We start from the raw sequence: 20,564 nt of genomic DNA, 5'->3' as shown, positions 1-20,564 counted from the left end.
TCCTAAATCGATTTTATATATAGTGGATGGTTAACTATTCCCGCTAACCCGACAGACGGTGGGGCGCAGTACCTTATCTTTAAATTGATACCCGGCGCGCAATTCGTCAATGATGGTATTGGCCGGTGCGTCGGCGTTTTCATCGACCATAATGGCCTCATGGTAAACCGGGTCGTAGCTTTCGCCCAAACCGGCAATCCGGGACAGGCCGGCCCCTTCCAGGACCGCCATCAGCTGGCGCTGGATTTGCTCCAGACCGGTCATAAGGTTTTTATGGCTGTCGTCATCAGAGCTGGGCGCTGTTTGAAGGGCCATGTCAAAGGCGTCTAATACCGGCAGGATTTCCTTAATGAGACTTTCATTGGCATACTGGTAAATGTCCGCTTTTTCCCGCTGGGTCCGGCGTTTGTAGTTATCAAAGTCGGCCAGCAGGCGGATGTACCTGTTTTCCAATTCCGGATTGCCGGTGCCCCCGGGGTTCTCTTCTTCCCCTTGGCTGGATTCAGCAGTGGCTTCCGCCACATCCTCAGCCTTTTCGGCCGTCGCTTCTGCAGGGGCTTCTGTCTCAGGCGAAATGGTTTCTTTTTCAGATGCGTGGTCGCGCAATGCGCTTCACTCCTTTTCTATTGTCTAATCTCGCGCAGTTGCCAAGCAAAGGAATGCAAGAGGGGGGCCAGATCCGTTTGGTGGTCTGGTACCAGCATGGCCTTGTCTCGGTAAATCTCTTCAATGGCCTGGGCGGTCGTTTGTAAGAGACGGGCGCAAGCAAGATAGTTCATTCGTTTTGGTCCTAAAAGGCCCAGGTGGCCTCTTTGCCGGCCAATGTGATAAGCTACACTCACAAGGGCGCAGTCCGCTAAGAGGGGGCTCGGCAGTTCTCGGCCCAGGCGGACCATAGGATCCTTACCGGATACATCGGCTAGCAGGTCCGATACAGTCCGGTCTTCCTCCAGGGCCGATAGGATCCGGCGCAGCTTGTCCGGCTCCTGGAATTCCGGCTGATCTAAAATCTTTAGGGCCCCAGCAACATAAACGACTCGACGGCCGTCATGGGAAATGGCTTCGCCGAGCAAGTCGACAATTTGGCGGATGAAATGGGCCAATTCACCATCCTGCTGCTGCAAAAATTCAGCCAGGGGCCGCCGCCAGTAATGCAGGGGCAGGCCGCGCAGGTAGTGGTTCAAGAGCCCCTCGGCAATGAGCATCTCTTTTTCACCGATGCTCAAGGGCATATCTACCAGGTCACTGCTGACTTGCTCATCATCGGTGACCATGACCATCAGGGCCCGGCCGGGCGCCAGGAAGATGAGGTTTAACCGGGCCAGGACCGGCTGTTCCTCGGCTGCCAGGGCCGGGAGGTAGAGCATGGCCGGAAGGCCTGCTGTCTTGGCCAGCCAGTCCACAAGAGCCAGCCGGGTAACATCATCGTTGACCCGGCCGGAGCCCAACCAGGCCTTGACCCCAAAGGGGTCGGCCGACCGGTCTTCAGCCAAGCGGACCGGCAAGAGCCGGTTGATATAATAGCTAAAGCCTTCGTCCGTTGGTACCCGACCGGCAGAGGTATGAGGCGCTATGACCAGGCCTGCCTCTTCCAAGTCAGACAAGTCATTGCGGATGGTTGCCGCACTGACGCCGAGGTCTTCTTTTTTGGACAGCGTGCGTGAGCCCACCGGTTCACCGCTGGCCACATAGTCATTAATGAGGTGTTCCAGGATGCGTTCCTGGCGATCGGTAATGCCCACGTCATGCCTCCTTTTTTCTACTTTGAGGTTTTGTTAGCACTCAATCTAATCGAGTGCTAATCACATATTCAATTTATCACCTTTCACCCCTCTTGTCAAGCAATTGCCCCCTTTTTGCCAACAAAAAAACCGTTCCCCACAAAGGGAAACGGTTTTTTCATTGGCCCCGGAAGACCCAGTGGAGAGCCACTGCCATATTCAGGGCCGATAAGGGAATGAGCCCGCCGCTATGGAGCATGCAGCGCAGGACATCCGTCGATATACCGAAGTCTACAAAAATCGCACTGAGCAGGACCAGAATATCCAGGCCAAGGGTCAAAAGGGTCCCCAGTCGCCAGCCCCCGAAGGAAAAGCGGACCGCTAAGACGCCAACAGCTATAGCCGCTAGCACAAAAACCAGGGCCAACAAAAGATGATTATGGATATAGGCCACCCCGGTGGCCGGCAGGTCAAAAAGCCGGGTCACCGCATGGTAGTAGCCAACAAGGGCTATGACTGCCAAAAGCACCAGGACCTGGTAAAACTTAAGCCGACTCTCTCCCATTTCAAAGCCTCCTCTACGGCAAAGATCTTTTGATATGGCAAATCATCCCACTATTGAACCCCCTTGTCAAGAGCAAGGAAGCCCCTTTATAAAAATAAAATGGCAAGTTCATTATTTAAGAGGAGCCCTTCAAGGCTGGGCTTGAAGGCGTCTTCAGTCAGGATAGCCAGTCCCTGGGCGCAGGCCGCCTCAATGGCCGCAGCATAATCAAGGCGAAAGTGGGCCCCGTAACGGGCATCAAAGCCGGGAATCCACAGGCCCGCCGGCTGCCGCAAGGCCAGGATGACTTGCTCGCTCATCAGGTCCTCCCGGGACCAGACCTCATCTTCGACCAAGGGCAGGCGGCCCGCTGCCAGGCTGGACCGATAGAGGGCCGGGTCGCCGGTCAGCCGGGTAAAGCGACCGCCTACCTGACCGGAGGCGCCTAGGCCGCAGCCCAGCCAGTCGCCCAGGGACCAGTAAAGCTGGTTATGCCAGCAGGCCGCTCCCTCTTGGGCATAGTTGGAAATCTCATACTGCCGGTAGCCGGCCGCTGCCAGGGCCTCCCGCTGCCACAAAAAACTGGCCCGGGCCAGGTCGTCATCCGGGTCCGGCAGACGACCGGCAGCCAGGTCCTGGGCAATAGGGGTCCCCTCTTCAACAATGAGCCCATAGAGGGACAGGTGGCTGGGGGCCAAGGCCAGGGCTGTTTTGACCGTTGCCCGCCACTTGTCCAGGGTCATCCCCGGCAGGCCATACATCAGGTCCAGGTTAACATTGCTAAAACCGGCGGCCCGGATGGTCTCATAGGCGGCTAGGGCTGTAGCCCGGTTATGGCGGCGACCCAGCATCTTCAGCGTGTCGTCATCAAAGCTCTGGATCCCCATCGATAGGCGGTTGACGCCGGCCGCCAGCCAGTCGGCCAAAAGCCCAGGGGCAAGGTCCCCGGGATTGACCTCCACCGTCCATTCCTGGACCGCCTCAAGGCCGGGCAAGTCGGCCATGCCTTCCAAGAGCCGGGCCCAGTTGGCCCGAGATAGACTGCTTGGTGTGCCGCCGCCGATAAAGATGGTCTCCAGGGGCTGGTCAAAGGCCTGGGTCTGGAGGCGGAGGTCGGTGAGCAGGGCCTCGATATAGGCCGTCTGGTCAGCTTCAGCAGCCGGCCCGCTCAGGAAGTCACAATAGCGACACTTGCTGGGACAAAAAGGAATATGGATATACAAGCCGCCCATAGGGGCCTCCTTTCACACTTGCTTACAGGTAAAATGCTTAGAATAGGAAAAAGACGCCCCTAAAGGCGTCTTTTGTCTGCTTACTGGCCGCCGTTATTGGTATCCTCAGCCGGGGCCTGGTCCGATGACCCACCGACAAGGCCGGCAAACCAGCTGATAAAGCTTTCAAACCAGCTGCCGAGCTTATTCAGGAAGTTTTGCCCTTCCTCTGTATTCAGGTAGTCATTGGCCTGGTGGGCCCACTTGTTGAGGTTGTCAGATAAAGCATTCCAGTCAATGTTCAAACTGGCCAGTTGGTTGACCGTATCTAGAAGCTGGTTGTACTGCTGGTCGGTTAACTGAATGTTGTAGTCGGCCAGGATTTTATCCACGATGGCCTTGATGTCATTGGCATTTTGCGGTTTTTCCGTCGCAATCCGTTTTTTGATGTCATTGATAACCGCTGTGGACTGGTCTTCCCCCAGGCTCTTAGAAAGGTTGGCATTGGTGACCAACTCCTGGGTAGCGGCTTTTTTTACATCATCGGAAATCTGTTCGCCGCTGGATACCTCATAGGCCTTGATGATCCCGGTTAAGGCCCCGGTCCCGCTGACTTCAAAGGGGGCCGTTACCTTGACATCTGCATCGGTGACGCCAGCTGTCAGCAGGGCGCTTTCATAGGCCGAAGGGGTGACATAGTTGATGTTGTTGGTGGTGACATGGATGCCGGACCCCTTAGAGGTGTAGGTCACCATGGCACAGGAATTGGTGCTATTCCCAATTTGGGCCGCCGGCACAGAATTGCCCAGGTAGTAACGCTCTTCATCAATCGTTACTCTGATTTCCTGGACTCCTTGAGGGGCATTAAAGTGACGCAGGACTTCTTCTCTCTGCTGGGCATTGAGGTTATCCCCAATGGTAACAATACTATCCCCCACCGCTGCATCAGCCAGGGCTGCCAGGGGTTGGAAGGCCAGGGCAGCTACGAGGACAGTGGATATAATCGTTTTCTTCATTGAATACCTCCTTAAGCCTTTCAGCTTAAGGCAAGTATAGCATAGTTTTGTAAAAAAGATGTCAAGCATTTCCTACCATTTCATTGCGGACCTGTTAATTCATTGCAGACGCTCTAAAATATAGCCGGGAATCCGCCGGATGACCAGGCCCACAAATATAATGATGAGGGTTTTATCAATATAATCTGTGACCAATTGGACGATAAAGGCCGAAGCGACCAGGGGCATCCCCATGACATGGGTCATAAACTGTAAGATATAGCTGGACCCGGCCGAGGTCACCCCGCCAAAGATATAGGCGGCAATCAGGGCCCCGATAATCGCTGCCGGCACGCCGACAATCAACCCCTTAACCGGTGCCGCCAGCTTCTTAATCCGGGGATGACGGAAAACCAGGGTGGCCAGGAGAGCCGTCGTCATACTCTGGGGCAGGAAGGGCAGGGCAAAGGCATCCATGCTGGTGTTGGCTATGGCACTGAGGACTGCACAAGCCACCGCCCAGGGAGCGCCCAGGAGGGCGGCGACCGTCATGGTGCCGACGGTATCGATATAGATGGGGAGCTTGAGCTGGGTATTGACAAAACACAGGGCCAGGTTGACGCCAACGCAGATGGCTGTTAGGGCTAAGGGATAGGTATAGGATTGTCTACGCATATTCATTTCCTTTCAAAAAAAAGACAGCCTGCACAAAGACAGGCTGTCTCCCCCGTAGGGGCCGGTCTTAGTGTTATCCTGGGAAGTTTCCAACCAGTCGGCGCGAACGCCACTTTTTATGCAATTGTCCGCTTAACTTTTTAAGCGTTTACTGTCCGGCACGCCATAGAGAATGTTCGGGTCCTTCTCTGAAATCCCCTTCATTTCCAGCCGGCCGTAAATAATTTCTGAAATCAAACTGTAAATCGTGCTCACCAAGGGCACAAAGAGCAACATCCCCATGAGGCCCATTAAAGACCCGCCGATGGTAATGGCAAAGAGGGTCCACATAGAGGGCAGCCCCACCGAACTGCCAACCACCCGGGGGTAGATGACATTGGACTCGAATTGCTGGAGCAGGAGCATAAAGACGAGGAAAATCAGGGCCTTGGTGGTGCTGACACTAAAGACCAGCAAGAAACCAATAAAGCCACCGATGACCGCCCCGGCAATGGGAATCAAGGCTGTAAAACCAATGAGAACCCCGATCATGAAGGCATAGGGCAGCTGCAAAACCAGCATCCCAATGCTCATCAGGGACCCTAAGATAACCGCTTCCAATAACTGCCCGGTCAGGAAGTTATAAAACTTGGCAAAGCCCACCTGGAAGACGTGGATGACATACTTGGCCGTTTCATGGGAGAAGATGGCAAAGATCAACCGACGGCCCTGGATGGCCAGGTCTTCCTTGGCAAAGAGGACATAAATCGCAAAGGCAAAGCCCACAACGGCATTGACCAGGAAGCCAAATACACTGGTGACAATCCCAAAGGTTGAGAAAAGGGCCGAGGTTAAAAGGGTGCCATTATCCCCATTGGACCCATCCGGTGAGGACCGGAGGAAGTCCATAATCCCTTGTTGGATATTGGCCGGGGATATATTCTCTATGTTCTTCCGCACCTGCTCGACTTGTTCAGCTGTATCCGGGAACCGCTGGACCACCTGGTCCAGGAGGCGGTTAAAGCCGGCAAAGTACTCAGGCATATTGCTCACAAATAGGGTAATAGAGTCAATGAGCTGAGGAATAACAATCACAGAGACCAGGGTGACCAATAAAATGACAATAATCAAGGACAGCAAGACAGCCAAGGGCCGCTTAAACTTTTTAAACTTCTTACTCTTGATCTTCGAAAATACCCGGCCTTCTAAAAAGCGCATGGGGACGTTCAAAATAAAGGCCATGACAGCCCCGGCAATAAAGGGGGTCAGGAGATTGAGTAATTTCCCAAAAGATACCCCTACATCCCCGGCGTGGAAAACAGCATAAGCGATGATAATGAGCAGGACCAGGGCGAGCATGGTCCGTCTCAGGGTATAGCGGTTAAAATGCATACAGGTTGCTCCGTTTCAATAATCGATTTAGAGATTCTTTAATTGGATTTTCTCCATCAGCTTGGTCACCATTTCTGCGGCATCGCAGCAGTTTTCTAAGCGTTCATAGAGGTCCTTCCAAATGATGACTTCGCGCAGGTCAAGAGAGGAATCCCCGAATAATTCATGGGTGGCCCGGACAAAGAGCTTGTCCGCTTCTTTTTCCAAGTCAGAAACCGCCATCACCTTATCTTTTAAGTGCTTGCTCTTTTTAAAATGACTAAATTCTTTTGCCGCTTCTTCAAGCCCTTCTGTACTCTGGAGTAAGATCCGGGTAAATTCAACGGCATTCGATCGCAGGTGGTCCACATGGAACATATAAATACAGGTAAAGACGTCCTCGATGGCATCGGTAACATCATCCAGGGCATAAGTCAGACTGATGATATCTTCCTGATCAATAGGTGGTAAAAATTCAGCGACGATTTGGTCCATGATTTCATAAACCACTTCATCACACTTGTGTTCCACCCGGCGAATATCATCTAACTTGTCTTCGAAAACCACATCCAGGTTGTAGTTGGTTGTGGCATCTTCCAATAAGGCCGCTGCTTGGACGGTATACCGCGTCATTTTTTCAAAGGCTTTGAAATAATTGTAGTTCTTTTTAGGTTTCCGCGTTTTCTTCTTATTCTTCTTGGTTTCTTTAGTATCTTGGCCCATTTTTTCCTCCAATACTTTTCAAGTAACCCTATGCGAACAATATTGCGAATACTTTCACTGCACAAAAACCAATTAACCCACACCCGGGGAAGGTAATAATCCATGTCAGGGCCATGTTTCTAACCAAGTCCCAGCGCACACTGGATAAACTCTTACCAGCACCAACGCCCATAATCGCGGTGGTTTTGGTCTGCGTCGTTGAGACCGGGAAACCGACGAGGGTCGCAATCAGCAAGACCAGAGACCCGGCCACATCAGCCGAGAAGCCCTGCCACTGCTTAATTTTGACCATGTCCATCCCTACACTCTTAATAATCCGGTAGCCACCGATAGAAGTCCCTATCCCCATAACAGCTGAGCAAAGAATCATCAGCCACAGGGGAATGGTAAAGCTGCCAGAGGGGTTTTCACCCCGGGCTAAAAACATCCCCAGCATAAAGACCCCCATGAACTTCTGCCCATCTTGGGCCCCATGCATGAAAGCCATGGCTGCGGCACTGGCGATTTGACCGCCACGAAAGACACCGGCTGTCCGGCGCCGATCGATATTTCTAAAAAGTCGGGCAACGATGCGCACGATACACCAACCCATTAAAAAACCAAGGGTTACAGATAGAATAAGCCCGTAAATGACTTTAATCCATTCATTCCCATTGATGCCGCTAATGCCCCCTTGTAAGGCAATAGCTGCGCCGGAAATCCCGGCAATAAGGGCATGACTTTCACTGGTTGGAATTCCAAAATACCAACTGGCCACTGCCCAAATCACAATGGCAAATAGGGCCGCACACAAAGCCAGTAAGGCCGGGTATGGTTCGCCGCGAAAATCGACCATATTAAAAATAGTTTCCGCTACACCGGCACTGACCATGGTCATAATCAGCACACCTAAGAAGTTAAAAACGGCGGCCATCAGTATAGCCGGCCGCGCCCGCATGGCACGCGTAGACACGCAGGTCGCAATCGCATTCGGTGCGTCGGTCCAGCCGTTCACAAAGATGACTGCTAAAACTAAAAAAGCTGTAATTGCGTATGCGGGGCTGGATGTAACATCCTGCAGAAACACAAATAATGAATCCGCCATATCACCCTCCTGAAATAAGTACTCAACCATCCATTCATTCTTATTGTCGAATATGCAGCTCATTCTGTCAAGTTTTTTTAAGATGGCTTTTGTTCTAAGTAAATTTTAGCACAAATTAGGGGCCTGCTGATTTCTTTCTTTGCTTTTTCTTCATTAATATTGTTTATCTATTCCCGGCCGTCACGCGTCACGGGCAGCATTTGTTTCAGGACTGATAAAATGGTAGGATGGTCCTAGCAAACCACTAGCAGCTTGAGGAGGCTTACTATGAATGATCCACTGGGCCAAGTGATGGCCCAAATGAATAAAGACCACTTCCACCGCGACCTGGCGGGTCTCCTGGCCATTGAAAGTGTCCGGGACGACAGCCGGCAAGGCCCCGGCCAGCCCTTTGGCCCGGGACCGGCCCAGGCCCTGGCCTATATGCTCCAGCTGGCTGACCGGGACGGGTTCGAAACCGCCAATATTGATGGCTACGCCGGCCGCATTGCCTGGGGCGAAGGCGAGGATATCCTGGGCATCTTGGTCCATGTCGATGTGGTCCCGGCCACCGGCGACTGGGCCAGCCCGCCCTTTGAGGCCAGCATCCGGGACGGTTTTTTATACGCCCGCGGGGCAGCCGATGACAAGGGCCCGGCCATGGCCGCCTACTACGCCCTCCTGGGCTTAAAAGAGGCCGGCTTTAAGCCGAAAAAGCGGATCCACCTCATCATCGGGACGGATGAAGAAAGCGATTGGGGCTGTATGGCCCGCTACTTTGCCACAGAGCCCATGCCCAGCCTGGGCTTTTCGCCGGATGCAGACTTCCCCCTCATCAATGGGGAAAAGGGGATGGTCACCCTAAACCTCACCACTAAAAGGGTGACCGCCGGCCCTTTGAAAAGCCTCCAGGCCGGGGAGCGGACCAATATGGTCCCGGACCGAGCCGAGGCCATCCTGACAGGCGACCAGGCGGCCAACTTAGCCGATCCTTTTCCGGCCTGGTGCCAAGACCAGGGCCTCCAGGGCCAGGTTGACCAGATTGCCGGCGACCTGCGGCTCACCCTCCATGGTAAGTCTGCTCACGGGGCTGAACCGGCCGCCGGCCGAAATGCGGCCAGCTACCTGGCGGCCTTCCTCCAGGCCTATTTAGGCGATGAAGTCGACCCGGCCATTTCCCTGATTAGCGATTGCCTCCACCGCCAGCCGGATGGGGCCGGCCTGGACCTGGCCTTTAGCGACGAGGTCATGGGCCCCTTAACGGTAAACGCTGGCATTGTAGATATCCAGCCCGGGGAAAGCCGGGTCAATATCAATATCCGCTATCCCCGGGGCCTGACAGCCGAAGCGCTTGTCGACCGGGTCCAGGCCAAGGCTGCCCGCTATGGCCTGGACGTGACCTATGACGGCCCCGCCAAGGCCGTCCATTACATTCCCGCAGATGACCCCCTGGTGACAACCCTCCTGGACGTCTATCGGCAGGTCAGCGGCGACGCAACCGCCCAGCCCCTGTCCATCGGTGGCGGGACCTATGCCCGGATGATGCCCAAGGCCGTCGCCTATGGCCCCCTCTTTCCCGGTGAAGACGGCCAGCTGCACCAGGCCAATGAGCACATCCCCCTCGCCTCCCTCTACAAGGCCATTGCCATTTACCAGGAAGCCATCCGGCGGCTCACTGAAAAAGCCGACTAAGCAAAAGAGTCATGCGGCAACCGCATGACTCTTTTTTAATGGATATGGATGTATTTGGCATAGAGCTTTTCATCGGGCACAAAGACATCATAGACATGCTTGAGGGCCGCTCGGGCATCTTCTACCTGGCCCCGGGCCATGACCCAGAAGGGAGCGGTAAAGACCGTTGCCCGGACTCCACTATCCGAAAAGCCCAGCCGTTCGTAAAATTGGATCCGCCGTTCGCGAATCCGCCGTTCAGCGTCCGTTTTAGCAAAGGCCGGGTCATCACATTCCAAGATAAGACCTCCGCTGGGCAGGCCTTGGTCCAAAAGGGCTTCCAGGGCCCGACTCCCCCAGCCTTCAGACCGGTAACCCCGGGCAACGGCAAAGTAGTCCAGGAGGGCCGCCTCCCGGTCGGCATAGAGGCAGGCATAGGCCCGCATATCCGCTGCCTGGCCGAAGGTATAGGCACCGTAGTTGCCGGTGGCCTGCAGGGCCAGGAGGTGCTTAAAGGGCTTTAATTCACAGGCCGGGAAGTCAGCCTGCATATGGTCTGTATATAATTGGGCAAAGGCCTCTTCGGCCAGGACTTGCCTACTCCATTGTAGAGACACCATAAAGACCTCCTCATGGTCAATTAATTCTCAGCGTGGTATAATACTCTATACCTATATCATAACATAGTCATTTTCAAGATGAAAGGAGGGCCCTCATGGCATTTATTGATTTAATTGATTGCAGTAAAATTTACCAAACAGGCGAAACCCAAATCATTGCCAATGACAAGATCAGCTTTAGTGTGAACCAGGGAGAGTTTGTCATTATTGTCGGCCCCTCCGGCGCCGGTAAGTCCACCACCCTGAACCTCCTGGGCGGGATGGACCGGCCCAGCAGCGGCGAAATCATCGTAGATGGCGCCCACCTGGAAAATTACAGTGACCGTGACCTGACCCGCTACCGGCGGGAGGTCATCGGCTTTGTCTTCCAGTTTTACAACCTGGTTCCCAACCTGACCGCCCTGGAAAATGTCGAATTGGCCGCCCAGTTGGTCGACCAGCCGGATAAGGCGGAAGATGTCCTGGCCGCCGTTGGCCTCAGTGACCGGGCCGGCAACTTTCCCGCCCAGCTTTCCGGCGGCGAGCAGCAGCGGGTGGCCATCGCCCGGGCCCTGGTCAAAAAGCCCCGCCTCCTCCTGGCTGACGAGCCCACCGGGGCCCTGGACTACCAGACCGGCCGGGAAGTCCTCGGCCTCCTCCATAATGCCTGTCGGGTCACCGGCACCACCGTCCTGGTGATCACCCACAACCAGGCATTGACGCCGCTGGCTGATCGGGTGATCAGCATCGTCGATGCCAAGGTCCGGGAAGTCCGCCTAAATCCCAACCCACTGGCCATTGAAGATGTGGAATGGTAGGCCATGAATAAGTACCTCCGGGCCTATGCCCTGCGGCAAATCAGCGGTGCGCCGCTCAGGTATCTGGCCATTTTTACCATGCTCCTCCTGAGTGCCTTCGTCTTTATCGGCCTCGTTTCGATTGGGCCGACCATGGAAAAGACCCTGGTCGACTATGCCGAAGAAAGCCGGATGGCGGACATGACCATTACCCACCCCCTGGGCCTCAGTCCGGAAGACATCCGGCTGGTAGCGGCCGGTCCCGGTGTAGAAGAAATGACCACAGCCAGCCAGGTTGCCGTCGAAAGTAAGCCCCAGAAGGATGTACTCATTCTTGAAGGCCTGGCTGCCTTCCCTATACCGGAAGTGGTCGCAGGCCGGTTGCCGGCAGGCCCCCATGAAATCGCCATCGAAAACAAGCTGGCCGCCAGCTACCCCCTAGGCAGCCAGGTCAGCGTCCAGGATGCCGATCAAAATCCCCCGGCCCAAATCGATACAGATACCTTTACCGTTGTCGGCCATGTCAATTCGCCTGAACACCTCCAGCACACCTTTAGTCAAAAAAGGGCCCCCCTTGGCGATGGTACGGTCGATGCCTTTGCCTGGATTAAGGAAGACCATTTCACCGGACAGGACCGACAGATTATCCGCCTCTTCTACCGCCCCGGCACCGACCTGGAGGAAGCCAAAAAAGACCTCCAGCAAACCTTGGCCCGCCGGGCCGGCAGCCGGCAGGATGACCTCTTGCGCCAGGCCCAGCAAGGCCTGGCCCAGGGGGACCAGACCCTAATTGACGAGTACCACCGCCTGACCGCCGGGCCGAGCCGGCTCTATGAACAGGATAAACAGCTGGCTGGCCAGGCCCTGGCCCTCCAGCAGGGCGCCCCGACCCTCTTGGACGAGGAAGCCCAAGGCCGGAGCACCCTCCGCAGCCAGGAAACGGCCCTGGCCGACCGGGCCATCGCCCTAAGACAAGGGGAGGCCCAGCTGGCCCTGGGCCTCAAGAAGTATGACCAGGCCCGGCAGGACCTGGCTGAAAAAGAAGCCGACCTGGACAAGGGCCAGGCTGAATTAAAGACCGGCCTGGCCAGTCTCAACGAAAAGAAAGCAAGCTTCAACCGGCAAAAGGCCTACCTGGCCCGACAGGCCTCCGACTTACAGAGGGCAGAGGCCAGCTGGACCGCTGCCAGCCAGCAAGTGGCCGCCGGCAAAAGGACCCTGGCCCGGCAAGAGGCCCGACTCAATGACGGCCAGGCCCAGTGGCAGGCCGGTAACCGCCGCCTGATCGCCGAACAAGCCCGGCTGGCAGAAGGCCGCCGGGCCCTGGACCGGGCTCAGGAAGAATTGGACCAAAAGGCCCAGCAGCTGGCCCCGGCCAAGGAAAAGCGCCAGCAGTTGACCCAGCAGGCCAGCCAGATCCAGGAAGGATTGGCCCAGCTCGCCGCCAGCCAAAAGGCTGAAGAAGAAAAAATCCGCAGCCAAACAGCCATCCGCCTGGCCCCCCTGCAGCAAAAGGAAGCCTCGCTGCAGGCAGACGTCCAAAGACTGACCCTGGAACGGCAGCTAATCTTAGCCACAGAACCGGATGCCCACCTTAAATTAGCCGCCCTGACCGCCCAATTGAATGCTAAAAAGAAAGACCTCATGGCGGTCCGGGAAGACATAGCCCAGCTGGAAGCAGAACGTGACCAGTCCCTGGCCGCCCTCGACCAAGGCTATGCCGCCCGCCGCCAGGGCTTGGAAGGCCAGGCCAAGGTCCTGGCCAGCGGCCTGGAAAACCTGGAAAGGCAAATCCAGCGGGCCCAGGCCGCCCTGGCTGAAGGCCAGGCAAAAATCAATGCCCAGCAGGCCAGCCTCCTGGCCGGGGAAAGCCAGCTGCAACAGGGCCGCAAAAAACTGGCCAGTGAAAAAGAAAAACTCGCCGGTGGCCAGCTGGAATTGGCCGCTGCCCGAATTTCCCTCGCGGCCAAGGAGGCACTCCTAAGGGTACAAAAGGCCCCCCTGGAGAAGGCCCGCCAGGCCGTGGATAAGGGCCTGGCGGCCCTCCAAGCCGGGGCTAGCAGCCTGGCCCGGGGCGAAGACCGACTCAAAGAAAGCCAGGCCCAGATGACAGCCGGCCGGGAGGCCTTGAGCCAGGGGGCCGCCACCCTTAAGGACAAGGGCCAGGTCCTAGCCCACAACCAGGCCAGGCTCATCCAGGCCCGTCAGCAATTGGCTGCCGGCCAGCTCCAACTCGACATGGCCAGGGCCCAGTTGGACCGGGGCCTGACTGGGGCCAAAACCGACCTCACCCGGAACCGCCAGGCCTTCAGCCAGGGGCTCACCGCCTATGAAGCCTTCCGGGCCGCCAGCCTAGCTGACATCCGCCTGGGCGACCGGGCCCTCCAGGTGGCCGCTGAAGATTGGCTCGACAGCCAGTTGGCCACCGGCCGCCTGACCATGCCGGCCTATGAAGTCCAAACCCGACTGGATAACGCCGACTATAATATTTACTATAACTACGCCACCGGAATCCGGCTCATGGCCCGGATTTTCCCTGTGTTTTTCTACCTCATCGCCCTCCTCATCACCCTTTCCTCTATGGTCCGGATGATTGACGAGGCCCGGGGACAAATCGGCACCCTCAAGGCCCTCGGCTATGCCAACCGGCAAATCACCGCCGTCTACGTCCTCTACGGGATTGCTGCCGCCCTTCCTGCCGCCTTCCTGGGCGCCTTAGGTGGGGCCCTTATCCTGGTCCCCCAAATCTGGCGGACCTACGGCAGTTCCTTTATTTTTACTGAACCGCAAATGGCCATCAGCCCCTGGGCCATCGCCCTGGCCTTCCTGCTGAACCTTTCCTGTACAGCCCTGGCCGCCTACCTGGCCACCAACCGGATCCTCCAGGATAACGCCGCCAGTCTCCTCCGGCCCAAGGCCCCGGCCATTGGCAACCGGATTTTACTGGAACGCTGGCAGGGCTTCTGGCGCCGCCTGGCCTTCCAACAGAAGATGACCATCCGCAACCTTTTCCGCTATAAAAAGCGGGGCGTCCTGACCATTATCGGGGTCGCCGGCTGCACGGCCCTCCTGACCATGGGCTTTGGCCTCCACCACGCTGTGGCCAATATCTTCCCCATGCAGTTTGACCAGCTCAGCCACTATGACCTTCTGGTCACCTATGACAGCAATGCCTCGGAAAAGGACAAGGCCGCCTATGAAGAAGACCTGCTGACCGCCACCGAAGGCCGGCTGACAGACCGCCAGGCCCTCCGCATCGACGAAGGCCACATGACCACCGACAAGGGCATCAACATCACCCTGACCGTCATGGTCCCCGCCGATCCCCAGGCCTTTACCGACCGAATCATCTTACGGGACCGCCGGACCGGCCAGCCTCTTGACCTGGCCGATGGCGCTATCCTCACCGAACAGACCGCCCGGCATATGAAAATCGGCGTCGGCGATGACCTGGTCTATACCGATGCCTTCGGGATTGAACGACGGGTCCCCATCACCGCCTTATGCGAGGCCTACGTGGGCAATACCCTCTATATGGACCCGGCCACCTATAGCCAGGTCCGGGGCTACCCGCCCCAGGTCAATGCCGACATGGTCAGCCTCAAGGCCGGCAGCGATGACCAGCCCATCGTCCGGGATATTTTGAAAAACGATATCGTCCTGGCCACCTCCAGGACCAGTGACACCACCGCCAATATGGACCAGCTCCTGGACTCCCTCGGGGTCATGATCATCATCATCGTTAGCGTCAGTATGAGCCTGGCCCTGGTGGTCCTCTACAACCTGACCAATATCAATGTTGAAGAACGGATGCGGGAACTGTCCACCATTAAGGTGCTGGGCTTCTACCCGGAAGAAGTGACCGCCTACATCTACCGGGAGACCGGCTTTCTCACCCTCCTGGGGATCCTCATCGGCCTCCCTCTGGGCAAGGCCATGCACTTCAATATCATCGCCGTCCTGGCCCCGGCCGACGTCATGATGGACCCCCAGATCCTACCGACCACCTTCCTCATGGCCAGCCTCTTTACCCTCCTGGTCAGCCTCCTGGTCATGGTCCTCATGCACCGGAAGCTCCGTAAGGTCGATATGGTCGAGGCCTTAAAGGGCGTTGAATAACTGCATCTATAAAAAGCCTGCCCCGGTACTTGCCGGTGCAGGCTTTTTATGTATGCAAGCCGAGTTGCCAGGCCACAAAAGACCATAAAAAATCGCCCTGCCCCTGAAAACCAGGGCACAGGGCGATTGCTTATAATTCAGTTGTAAACCTACCCCTTCAGGACAGCGCCTTGGTCGGCACCCGAGACTAAGCGGGCGTAGCGGCTGAGCCAGCCGTTCTGGACTCTGAGGGGTGGAGCCTGCCAGGCTTGCCGGCGGGTCTCCAATTCTTCATCGGATACCTCCAGGTGAATCCGGTAGGCCGGGATATCCAGGGTAATCCGGTCCCCTTCTTCCACCAGGGCAATCGGGCCGCCTTGGGCGGCTTCAGGACTGGCATGGCCAACAGAGGCGCCCCGGGAGGCCCCGGAGAAGCGGCCGTCGGTAATCAGGGCCACAGAACTATCCAGCCCCATCCCAGCCAGGGCGCTGGTGGGGTTGAGCATTTCCCGCATGCCCGGGCCGCCGGTCGGCCCTTCATAGCGGATAACCACGACGTCACCGGGAACAATCTTACCCCCATAGATGGCCTGGATGGCCTCTTCTTCGCCATCAAAGACCCGGGCCGGGCCGGTGTGAACCAGCATTTCCTGAGCCACAGCACTCCGTTTGACCACGGCCCCATTCGGAGCAATGTTGCCAAAGAGGATGGCCAGGCCACCGGTTTTGGAATAAGGGTCTTCAAAGGGCCGGATAATGGCCGGGTTCTTATTGACAGCCCCTTCAATTTGCTCGCCGAGGCTTTTACCGGAGGCCATGGGCCGGTCTAGGTGCAGGAGGCCGGTTTGGACCAGTTCCCTTAAGACGGCCTGGATGCCGCCGGCGGCGTCCAGCTCTTCGATATGAGCCGGGCCGGCAGGGGCCAGGTGGCAAAGGTTGGGGACTTTTTCACTAACGGCGTTAAAGTCTTTCAGGTCAATGGCCAGGTCCGCCTCATTGGCAATGGCTAAGAGGTGGAGGACCGAGTTGGAAGAGCAGCCCAGAGCCATGTCACAGGCCAGGGCGTCAAAGAGGGCTTCCTGGCTGACGATATCCCGGGCCCGAACCCCTTCCTTAATGAGCGCCATAATCCGCATGCCGGCTGTTTTAGCCAAGCGGCGGCGGGCAGCTGATACGGCCGGAATGGTCCCGTTACCGGGCAGACCCAGCCCCAGGGCTTCCATCAGGCAGTTCATGGAATTGGCGGTATACATACCGGCACAAGAGCCACAGCCCGGGCAGGCGTCCTGGCTCATTTCCTCCAGTTCTTCATCACTGAGGGCCCCACTCTTATTCTTGCCGACGGCCTCAAAGAGCAGGGACAGGGATACATCCTGGTCCTTTACCCGGCCGGCCAGCATGGGCCCACCGGAGAGGACGACGGTCGGTAGGTTGATCCGGACGGCCCCCATGGCCATACCGGGAACAATTTTATCGCAATTGGGCACCAGGACCAGGCCGTCAAAGCCATGGGCCAGGGCCATTGTTTCAACAGAGTCGGCAATGAGCTCCCGGCTGGGTAGGGAGTAGCGCATGCCGGCATGCCCCATGGTAATGCCGTCGCAGACGCCAATAGCCGGCACCAAAATCGGTGTGCCACCGGCCAAGCGGACCCCATCCATCACCGCTTGCGCCAATTTATCCAAGTGTTGATGGCCGGGGACAATTTCACTGTAGGCACTGACCACCCCAACCAGGGGCCGGTTCAGTTCCTCTTCCGTATAGCCCATGGCATAAAAGAGACTGCGGTTCGGGGCCCGTTCGGGGCCCTCTAGCACCGTACGAGAAGGTTCTTGTCCTGCCATAGGTCCTCCTTACTTGTCTTCTTTGAGCCAGCTCATCATGCTGCGTAATTCACCGCCCACTTCTTCCAGCTGGTGCTCTGCACCTAAGCGGCGGCTGGCTAAGAAGCGTGCCTTACGGCCGGAGGAGAATTCGGTCATGAAGTCAGAAGCAAAGGTCCCGTTTTGGATATCTTTCAAGATGCCTTTCATGGCCCGGCGGGTATCCTCGGAGATAACCTTTTCGCCACTGATGTAGTCACCGTATTCGGCTGTATTGGAGATGGAATACCGCATCCGGGAGAAGCCACCCTCGATGATCAGGTCGATGATGAGCTTCATTTCGTGGATACATTCGAAATAAGCCATTTCCGGTTCATAGCCGGCTTCAACCAGGGTTTCAAACCCGGCTTTCATCAGCTCGGTGACCCCACCGCAGAGAACGGCCTGTTCACCAAAGAGGTCGGTTTCGGTTTCTTCTTTAAAACTGGTTTCCAGGATCCCAGCCCGGCCGGCACCAATGCCGGATGCATAGGCCAGGGCGATGTCCTTGGCTTTACCGCTGGCATCTTGGTAAACAGCGACCAGGGAGGGAACCCCGCGGCCTTCCTGGTACTGGCTGCGGACGGTGTGGCCAGGGCCCTTGGGGGCTACCATGGCAACGTCAACGCCTTCGGCCGGGCAGATTAAGCCGTAATGAATATTGAAGCCGTGGGCGAACATGAGGACTGCCCCCTCCTTTAAGTTGGGGGCCACTTCAGCTTCATAAAGGTCAGCGGCCACTTCATCGGGGACCAGCATCATGACAATATCAGCTGCCTTGACGGCATCGCAGACATCAGCCACTTCAAGGCCGGCTGCCTCTGCCTTGGCCCGACTTTTACTGGTCGGGGCCAGGCCGACAACAACAGAAACCCCGCTGTCGTGTAAGTTCAGGGCATGGGCGTGTCCCTGGCTGCCATAGCCGATAACAGCTACCTTTTTGCCTTCTAAAAGGGACATGTTGCAATCTTTGTCGTAATATTTTTTCATGATTAGTCTTCCTTTCCAAGAACCTCTTTGCGGGCCATTGCAGTGGCACCGGACCGTGACATTTCTACAATTTCAAACTGCTGGATTAATTCCTCAAAAGCATCTATTTTGACTGGTTTCCCAGTTAATTCCAGGATCATAATATCCGTTGACAGGCTGACCACAGCAGCCTTATAGATGTTGCAAATCTCCATAATCCGGGAGAGCTGGGTCCCATCATTGGGGTCTAAGGCCAGCTTAACCAGGAGGATTTCCCGGAGGACGGAATTTTGTACAGATAAGAGGGCCACCTTCCGGACCTCTTCCAGCTTTTCACACTGGGCCATAATTTGCTTGATTTCATCTTCCTCCCCGGACAGGGTGAGGGTAATCCGGGAAAGGTCGGTATCTGACGTAGTCGAAGCCGTAAAGGTATCAATACTGTAGCCCTTCCGGCCAAACAGGCTGGCAATCCGGGCGCAGACGCCGTAATTATTTTCCGCTAAAATGCAAATAACTTCCTGCTTCATTGGTTTTTTCATACGGCCTCCTATTCTGTCCTTATGCTGTCTGCAACCGTCCCCCCGGCAGGGATCATCGGCAGCACTTGGGCGTGGCGGTCGATATTGCACCAAATCACGGTAGGACCGGGATGGGCCAGGGCCTCTTCCATGGCCTGGTCAAAGGCCTGCAAATTCTCCGGCCGGACGCCTCTGGCCCCCATAGCTTCGGCCAGGGCCACATAGTCGGTGGTCCGGAAGAAGTCGCTCATGGCATACCGGTCATCGTACATGTAGTGCTGCCATTGGCGGGGCATCCCCAGGGCCTGGTTGTCAAAAATAACGGTGACGATGGGCATCTGATAGTGGACCGCAGTGGCCAGTTCATTCATATTCATATGGAAGGACCCGTCGCCGGTAATGTGGACGATGTGCTCATCCGGATGGGCCACTGCCGCCCCCATGGCCGCACCATAACCATATCCCATGGCCCCTAAGCCGCCGGAGGTGATAAAGGTCCGGGGCTTGGCCCGGCGGGCGCCTTGGGCCGCCCACATTTGGTGCTGGCCGACATCTGTGACCAAAGTGCCTTCCTTGCCCAAGCGGTCGGTGATGACCTGGACCATGGCAGTCGGGTCTAATTCACCATTGGCCGCCGGGGCCTGCCAGTCCTCTTGCCGGAACCGATTAAGGTCAGCCCACCAGCTATCGTGGTCTTGTGCGCTCACATGGGGCAGGATGGCTTCCAGTAAGTCGCCTACATCAGCAGCAATGGCCAGGTCGACCGGCACATTCTTATGATGCTCGGAAGGGTCGATATCCACATGGACCAGGCTGGCTTGAGGAGCAAACTTTTTAAAGTTCAGGGCCACCCGGTCGGAAAAACGGACGCCCAAGGCCAAGAGCAGGTCACAATGCTCTATGGCTAAATTGCAGCTGGTCCGGCCATGCATGCCCACCATGCCTAAATTCAAGGGGTGCTCATCAGGGATGGCCCCAATCCCCATAATGGTATGACAGGCCGGAATATGGGCCTTCTCCATCAGTTGGGCCAGGGGACCTTCGGCCTCCCCAGAAATAATGCCCCCGCCGGCATAGATTAAAGGCCGTTCTGCATTTTCAATGAGCTTGGCCAAAAGTTCCAGTTCAGCCTGGGGAATTTCAGGCGGCGCTTTGGGCCCCTGGTCTTCCTTAGGCAAGGGGGAGTAGTCGGTCATGGCAGCGGTGATATCCTTGGGGATATCCACCAGGACCGGCCCCTTCCGGCCGGAATTGGCAATATCAAAGGCCTGGTGTAAAATAGGCGCCAGGTCTTCAATATCCCGGACGACAAAGTTGTGTTTGGTAATCGGCATGGTGCAGCCGGTAATGTAAATTTCCTGGAAAGAGTCTTTCCCAATTAAATTCTGGGCCACGTTACCGGTAATGGCCACCATAGGGATGCTGTCCATGTAGGCATTGGCAATCCCTGTCACCAAGTTGGTGGCCCCAGGGCCGCTGGTGGCTAAGACCACCCCGGTTTTGCCGGTCGCCCGAGCATAACCGTCTGCTGCATAACAGGCACCCTGCTCATCTACAGTGAGGATGTGCCGAATCTGATCGGTATAGTCATAAAGGGCGTCATAAATGTTTAGGACCGCTCCACCTGGGTAGCCGAAAATGGTCTCGACGCCACGCTCTATGAGTACATTGATTAAAACTTCAGAACCGGAACATCTCATAAATAACACCTCTTTTTTCTCTCCATTAAGTAAATAGTGATTAGTCCACATCATACACACTTACG

17 protein-coding genes are annotated in these 20,564 nt (G+C 56.3%); 3 read left to right on the top strand and 14 right to left on the bottom strand.

Annotated features, from left to right (window positions below; genetic code table 11):
- Nucleotides 1-30: 30 nt before the first annotated feature.
- The 9 genes from grpE to ACKQTC_RS04445 all read right to left on the bottom strand — a co-directional run bounded on the left by grpE (nucleotide 31) and on the right by ACKQTC_RS04445 (nucleotide 8,303).
- On the bottom strand, nucleotides 31-606 hold the full coding sequence (grpE, locus tag ACKQTC_RS04485; RefSeq protein WP_408977235.1) for a nucleotide exchange factor GrpE: 576 nt from the start codon (nucleotides 604-606) through the stop codon (nucleotides 31-33).
- Nucleotides 607-623: 17 nt separating this feature from the next.
- Nucleotides 624-1,742, bottom strand: coding sequence for a heat-inducible transcriptional repressor HrcA (gene hrcA, locus ACKQTC_RS04480; protein WP_408977234.1), 1,119 nt, complete (start codon nucleotides 1,740-1,742; stop codon nucleotides 624-626).
- A gap of 157 nt (nucleotides 1,743-1,899) precedes the next feature.
- Nucleotides 1,900-2,286 (bottom strand): hypothetical protein, encoded by a 387-nt coding sequence (locus ACKQTC_RS04475; protein WP_408977233.1) that lies wholly within the window; start codon nucleotides 2,284-2,286, stop codon nucleotides 1,900-1,902.
- An 86-nt stretch (nucleotides 2,287-2,372) separates the two neighbouring features.
- Nucleotides 2,373-3,497 (bottom strand): radical SAM family heme chaperone HemW, encoded by a 1,125-nt coding sequence (hemW, locus tag ACKQTC_RS04470; protein WP_408977232.1) that lies wholly within the window; start codon nucleotides 3,495-3,497, stop codon nucleotides 2,373-2,375.
- Between the two features lie 80 nt (nucleotides 3,498-3,577).
- Nucleotides 3,578-4,492 carry a DUF1002 domain-containing protein gene (locus tag ACKQTC_RS04465; protein WP_408977231.1) on the bottom strand — a complete coding sequence of 305 codons (915 nt, stop codon included), beginning with the start codon at nucleotides 4,490-4,492 and terminating at the stop codon, nucleotides 3,578-3,580.
- A gap of 99 nt (nucleotides 4,493-4,591) precedes the next feature.
- Entirely contained in the window at nucleotides 4,592-5,146 is a 555-nt protein-coding gene (locus ACKQTC_RS04460; RefSeq protein WP_408977230.1) for a hypothetical protein, read from the bottom strand.
- A gap of 132 nt (nucleotides 5,147-5,278) precedes the next feature.
- Nucleotides 5,279-6,517, bottom strand: a complete 1,239-nt coding sequence (locus ACKQTC_RS04455) for an AI-2E family transporter (protein WP_408977229.1) — start codon at nucleotides 6,515-6,517, stop codon at nucleotides 5,279-5,281.
- 27 nt (nucleotides 6,518-6,544) lie between these two features.
- Nucleotides 6,545-7,219, bottom strand: coding sequence for a DUF47 domain-containing protein (locus ACKQTC_RS04450; protein ID WP_408977228.1), 675 nt, complete (start codon nucleotides 7,217-7,219; stop codon nucleotides 6,545-6,547).
- Nucleotides 7,220-7,247: 28 nt separating this feature from the next.
- Nucleotides 7,248-8,303, bottom strand: coding sequence for an inorganic phosphate transporter (locus ACKQTC_RS04445; protein ID WP_408977227.1), 1,056 nt, complete (start codon nucleotides 8,301-8,303; stop codon nucleotides 7,248-7,250).
- 267 nt (nucleotides 8,304-8,570) lie between these two features.
- Here ACKQTC_RS04445 and pepV point away from each other — a divergent pair, with 267 nt between their 5' ends.
- On the top strand, nucleotides 8,571-9,974 hold the full coding sequence (gene pepV / locus ACKQTC_RS04440) for a dipeptidase PepV (RefSeq protein ID WP_408977226.1): 1,404 nt from the start codon (nucleotides 8,571-8,573) through the stop codon (nucleotides 9,972-9,974).
- A 35-nt stretch (nucleotides 9,975-10,009) separates the two neighbouring features.
- Here the strand turns inward: pepV and ACKQTC_RS04435 are convergent, their stop codons facing one another.
- Entirely contained in the window at nucleotides 10,010-10,573 is a 564-nt protein-coding gene (locus tag ACKQTC_RS04435; protein ID WP_408977225.1) for a GNAT family N-acetyltransferase, read from the bottom strand.
- A gap of 95 nt (nucleotides 10,574-10,668) precedes the next feature.
- Between ACKQTC_RS04435 and ACKQTC_RS04430 the strand changes: the two genes are divergently transcribed.
- Both ACKQTC_RS04430 and ACKQTC_RS04425 read left to right on the top strand, forming a co-directional pair.
- Nucleotides 10,669-11,370: an ABC transporter ATP-binding protein gene (locus tag ACKQTC_RS04430; protein ID WP_408977224.1), complete on the top strand. Its 702-nt coding sequence runs from the start codon at nucleotides 10,669-10,671 to the stop codon at nucleotides 11,368-11,370.
- 3 nt (nucleotides 11,371-11,373) lie between these two features.
- A complete protein-coding gene (locus tag ACKQTC_RS04425; protein WP_408977223.1) occupies nucleotides 11,374-15,468 on the top strand; it encodes an FtsX-like permease family protein in 4,095 nt (1,364 codons plus the stop codon).
- A gap of 149 nt (nucleotides 15,469-15,617) precedes the next feature.
- Here the strand turns inward: ACKQTC_RS04425 and ilvD are convergent, their stop codons facing one another.
- From ilvD to ilvB, 4 genes are read right to left on the bottom strand one after another with little or no spacing between them, the layout of a single operon-like run.
- Entirely contained in the window at nucleotides 15,618-17,291 is a 1,674-nt protein-coding gene (gene ilvD, locus ACKQTC_RS04420) for a dihydroxy-acid dehydratase (protein WP_408977222.1), read from the bottom strand.
- Nucleotides 17,292-17,300: 9 nt separating this feature from the next.
- On the bottom strand, nucleotides 17,301-18,302 hold the full coding sequence (gene ilvC / locus ACKQTC_RS04415; RefSeq protein ID WP_408977260.1) for a ketol-acid reductoisomerase: 1,002 nt from the start codon (nucleotides 18,300-18,302) through the stop codon (nucleotides 17,301-17,303).
- Complete coding sequence (gene ilvN / locus ACKQTC_RS04410) at nucleotides 18,302-18,820, bottom strand: acetolactate synthase small subunit (protein ID WP_408977221.1); 519 nt, start codon at nucleotides 18,818-18,820, stop codon at nucleotides 18,302-18,304. Before ilvN ends, ilvC begins: the two co-directional genes overlap by 1 nt.
- 8 nt (nucleotides 18,821-18,828) lie before the next feature.
- Entirely contained in the window at nucleotides 18,829-20,499 is a 1,671-nt protein-coding gene (gene ilvB, locus ACKQTC_RS04405) for a biosynthetic-type acetolactate synthase large subunit (protein ID WP_408977220.1), read from the bottom strand.
- Nucleotides 20,500-20,564 lie beyond the last annotated feature (65 nt).

This window comes from Peptococcus simiae, from assembly GCF_046097595.1.
GTDB classification, from domain to species: Bacteria; Bacillota; Peptococcia; order Peptococcales; family Peptococcaceae; genus Peptococcus; species Peptococcus simiae.
The sequence above is the reverse complement of the archived record's forward strand: the minus strand, read 5'-3'. Positions and strand labels throughout refer to the sequence as shown.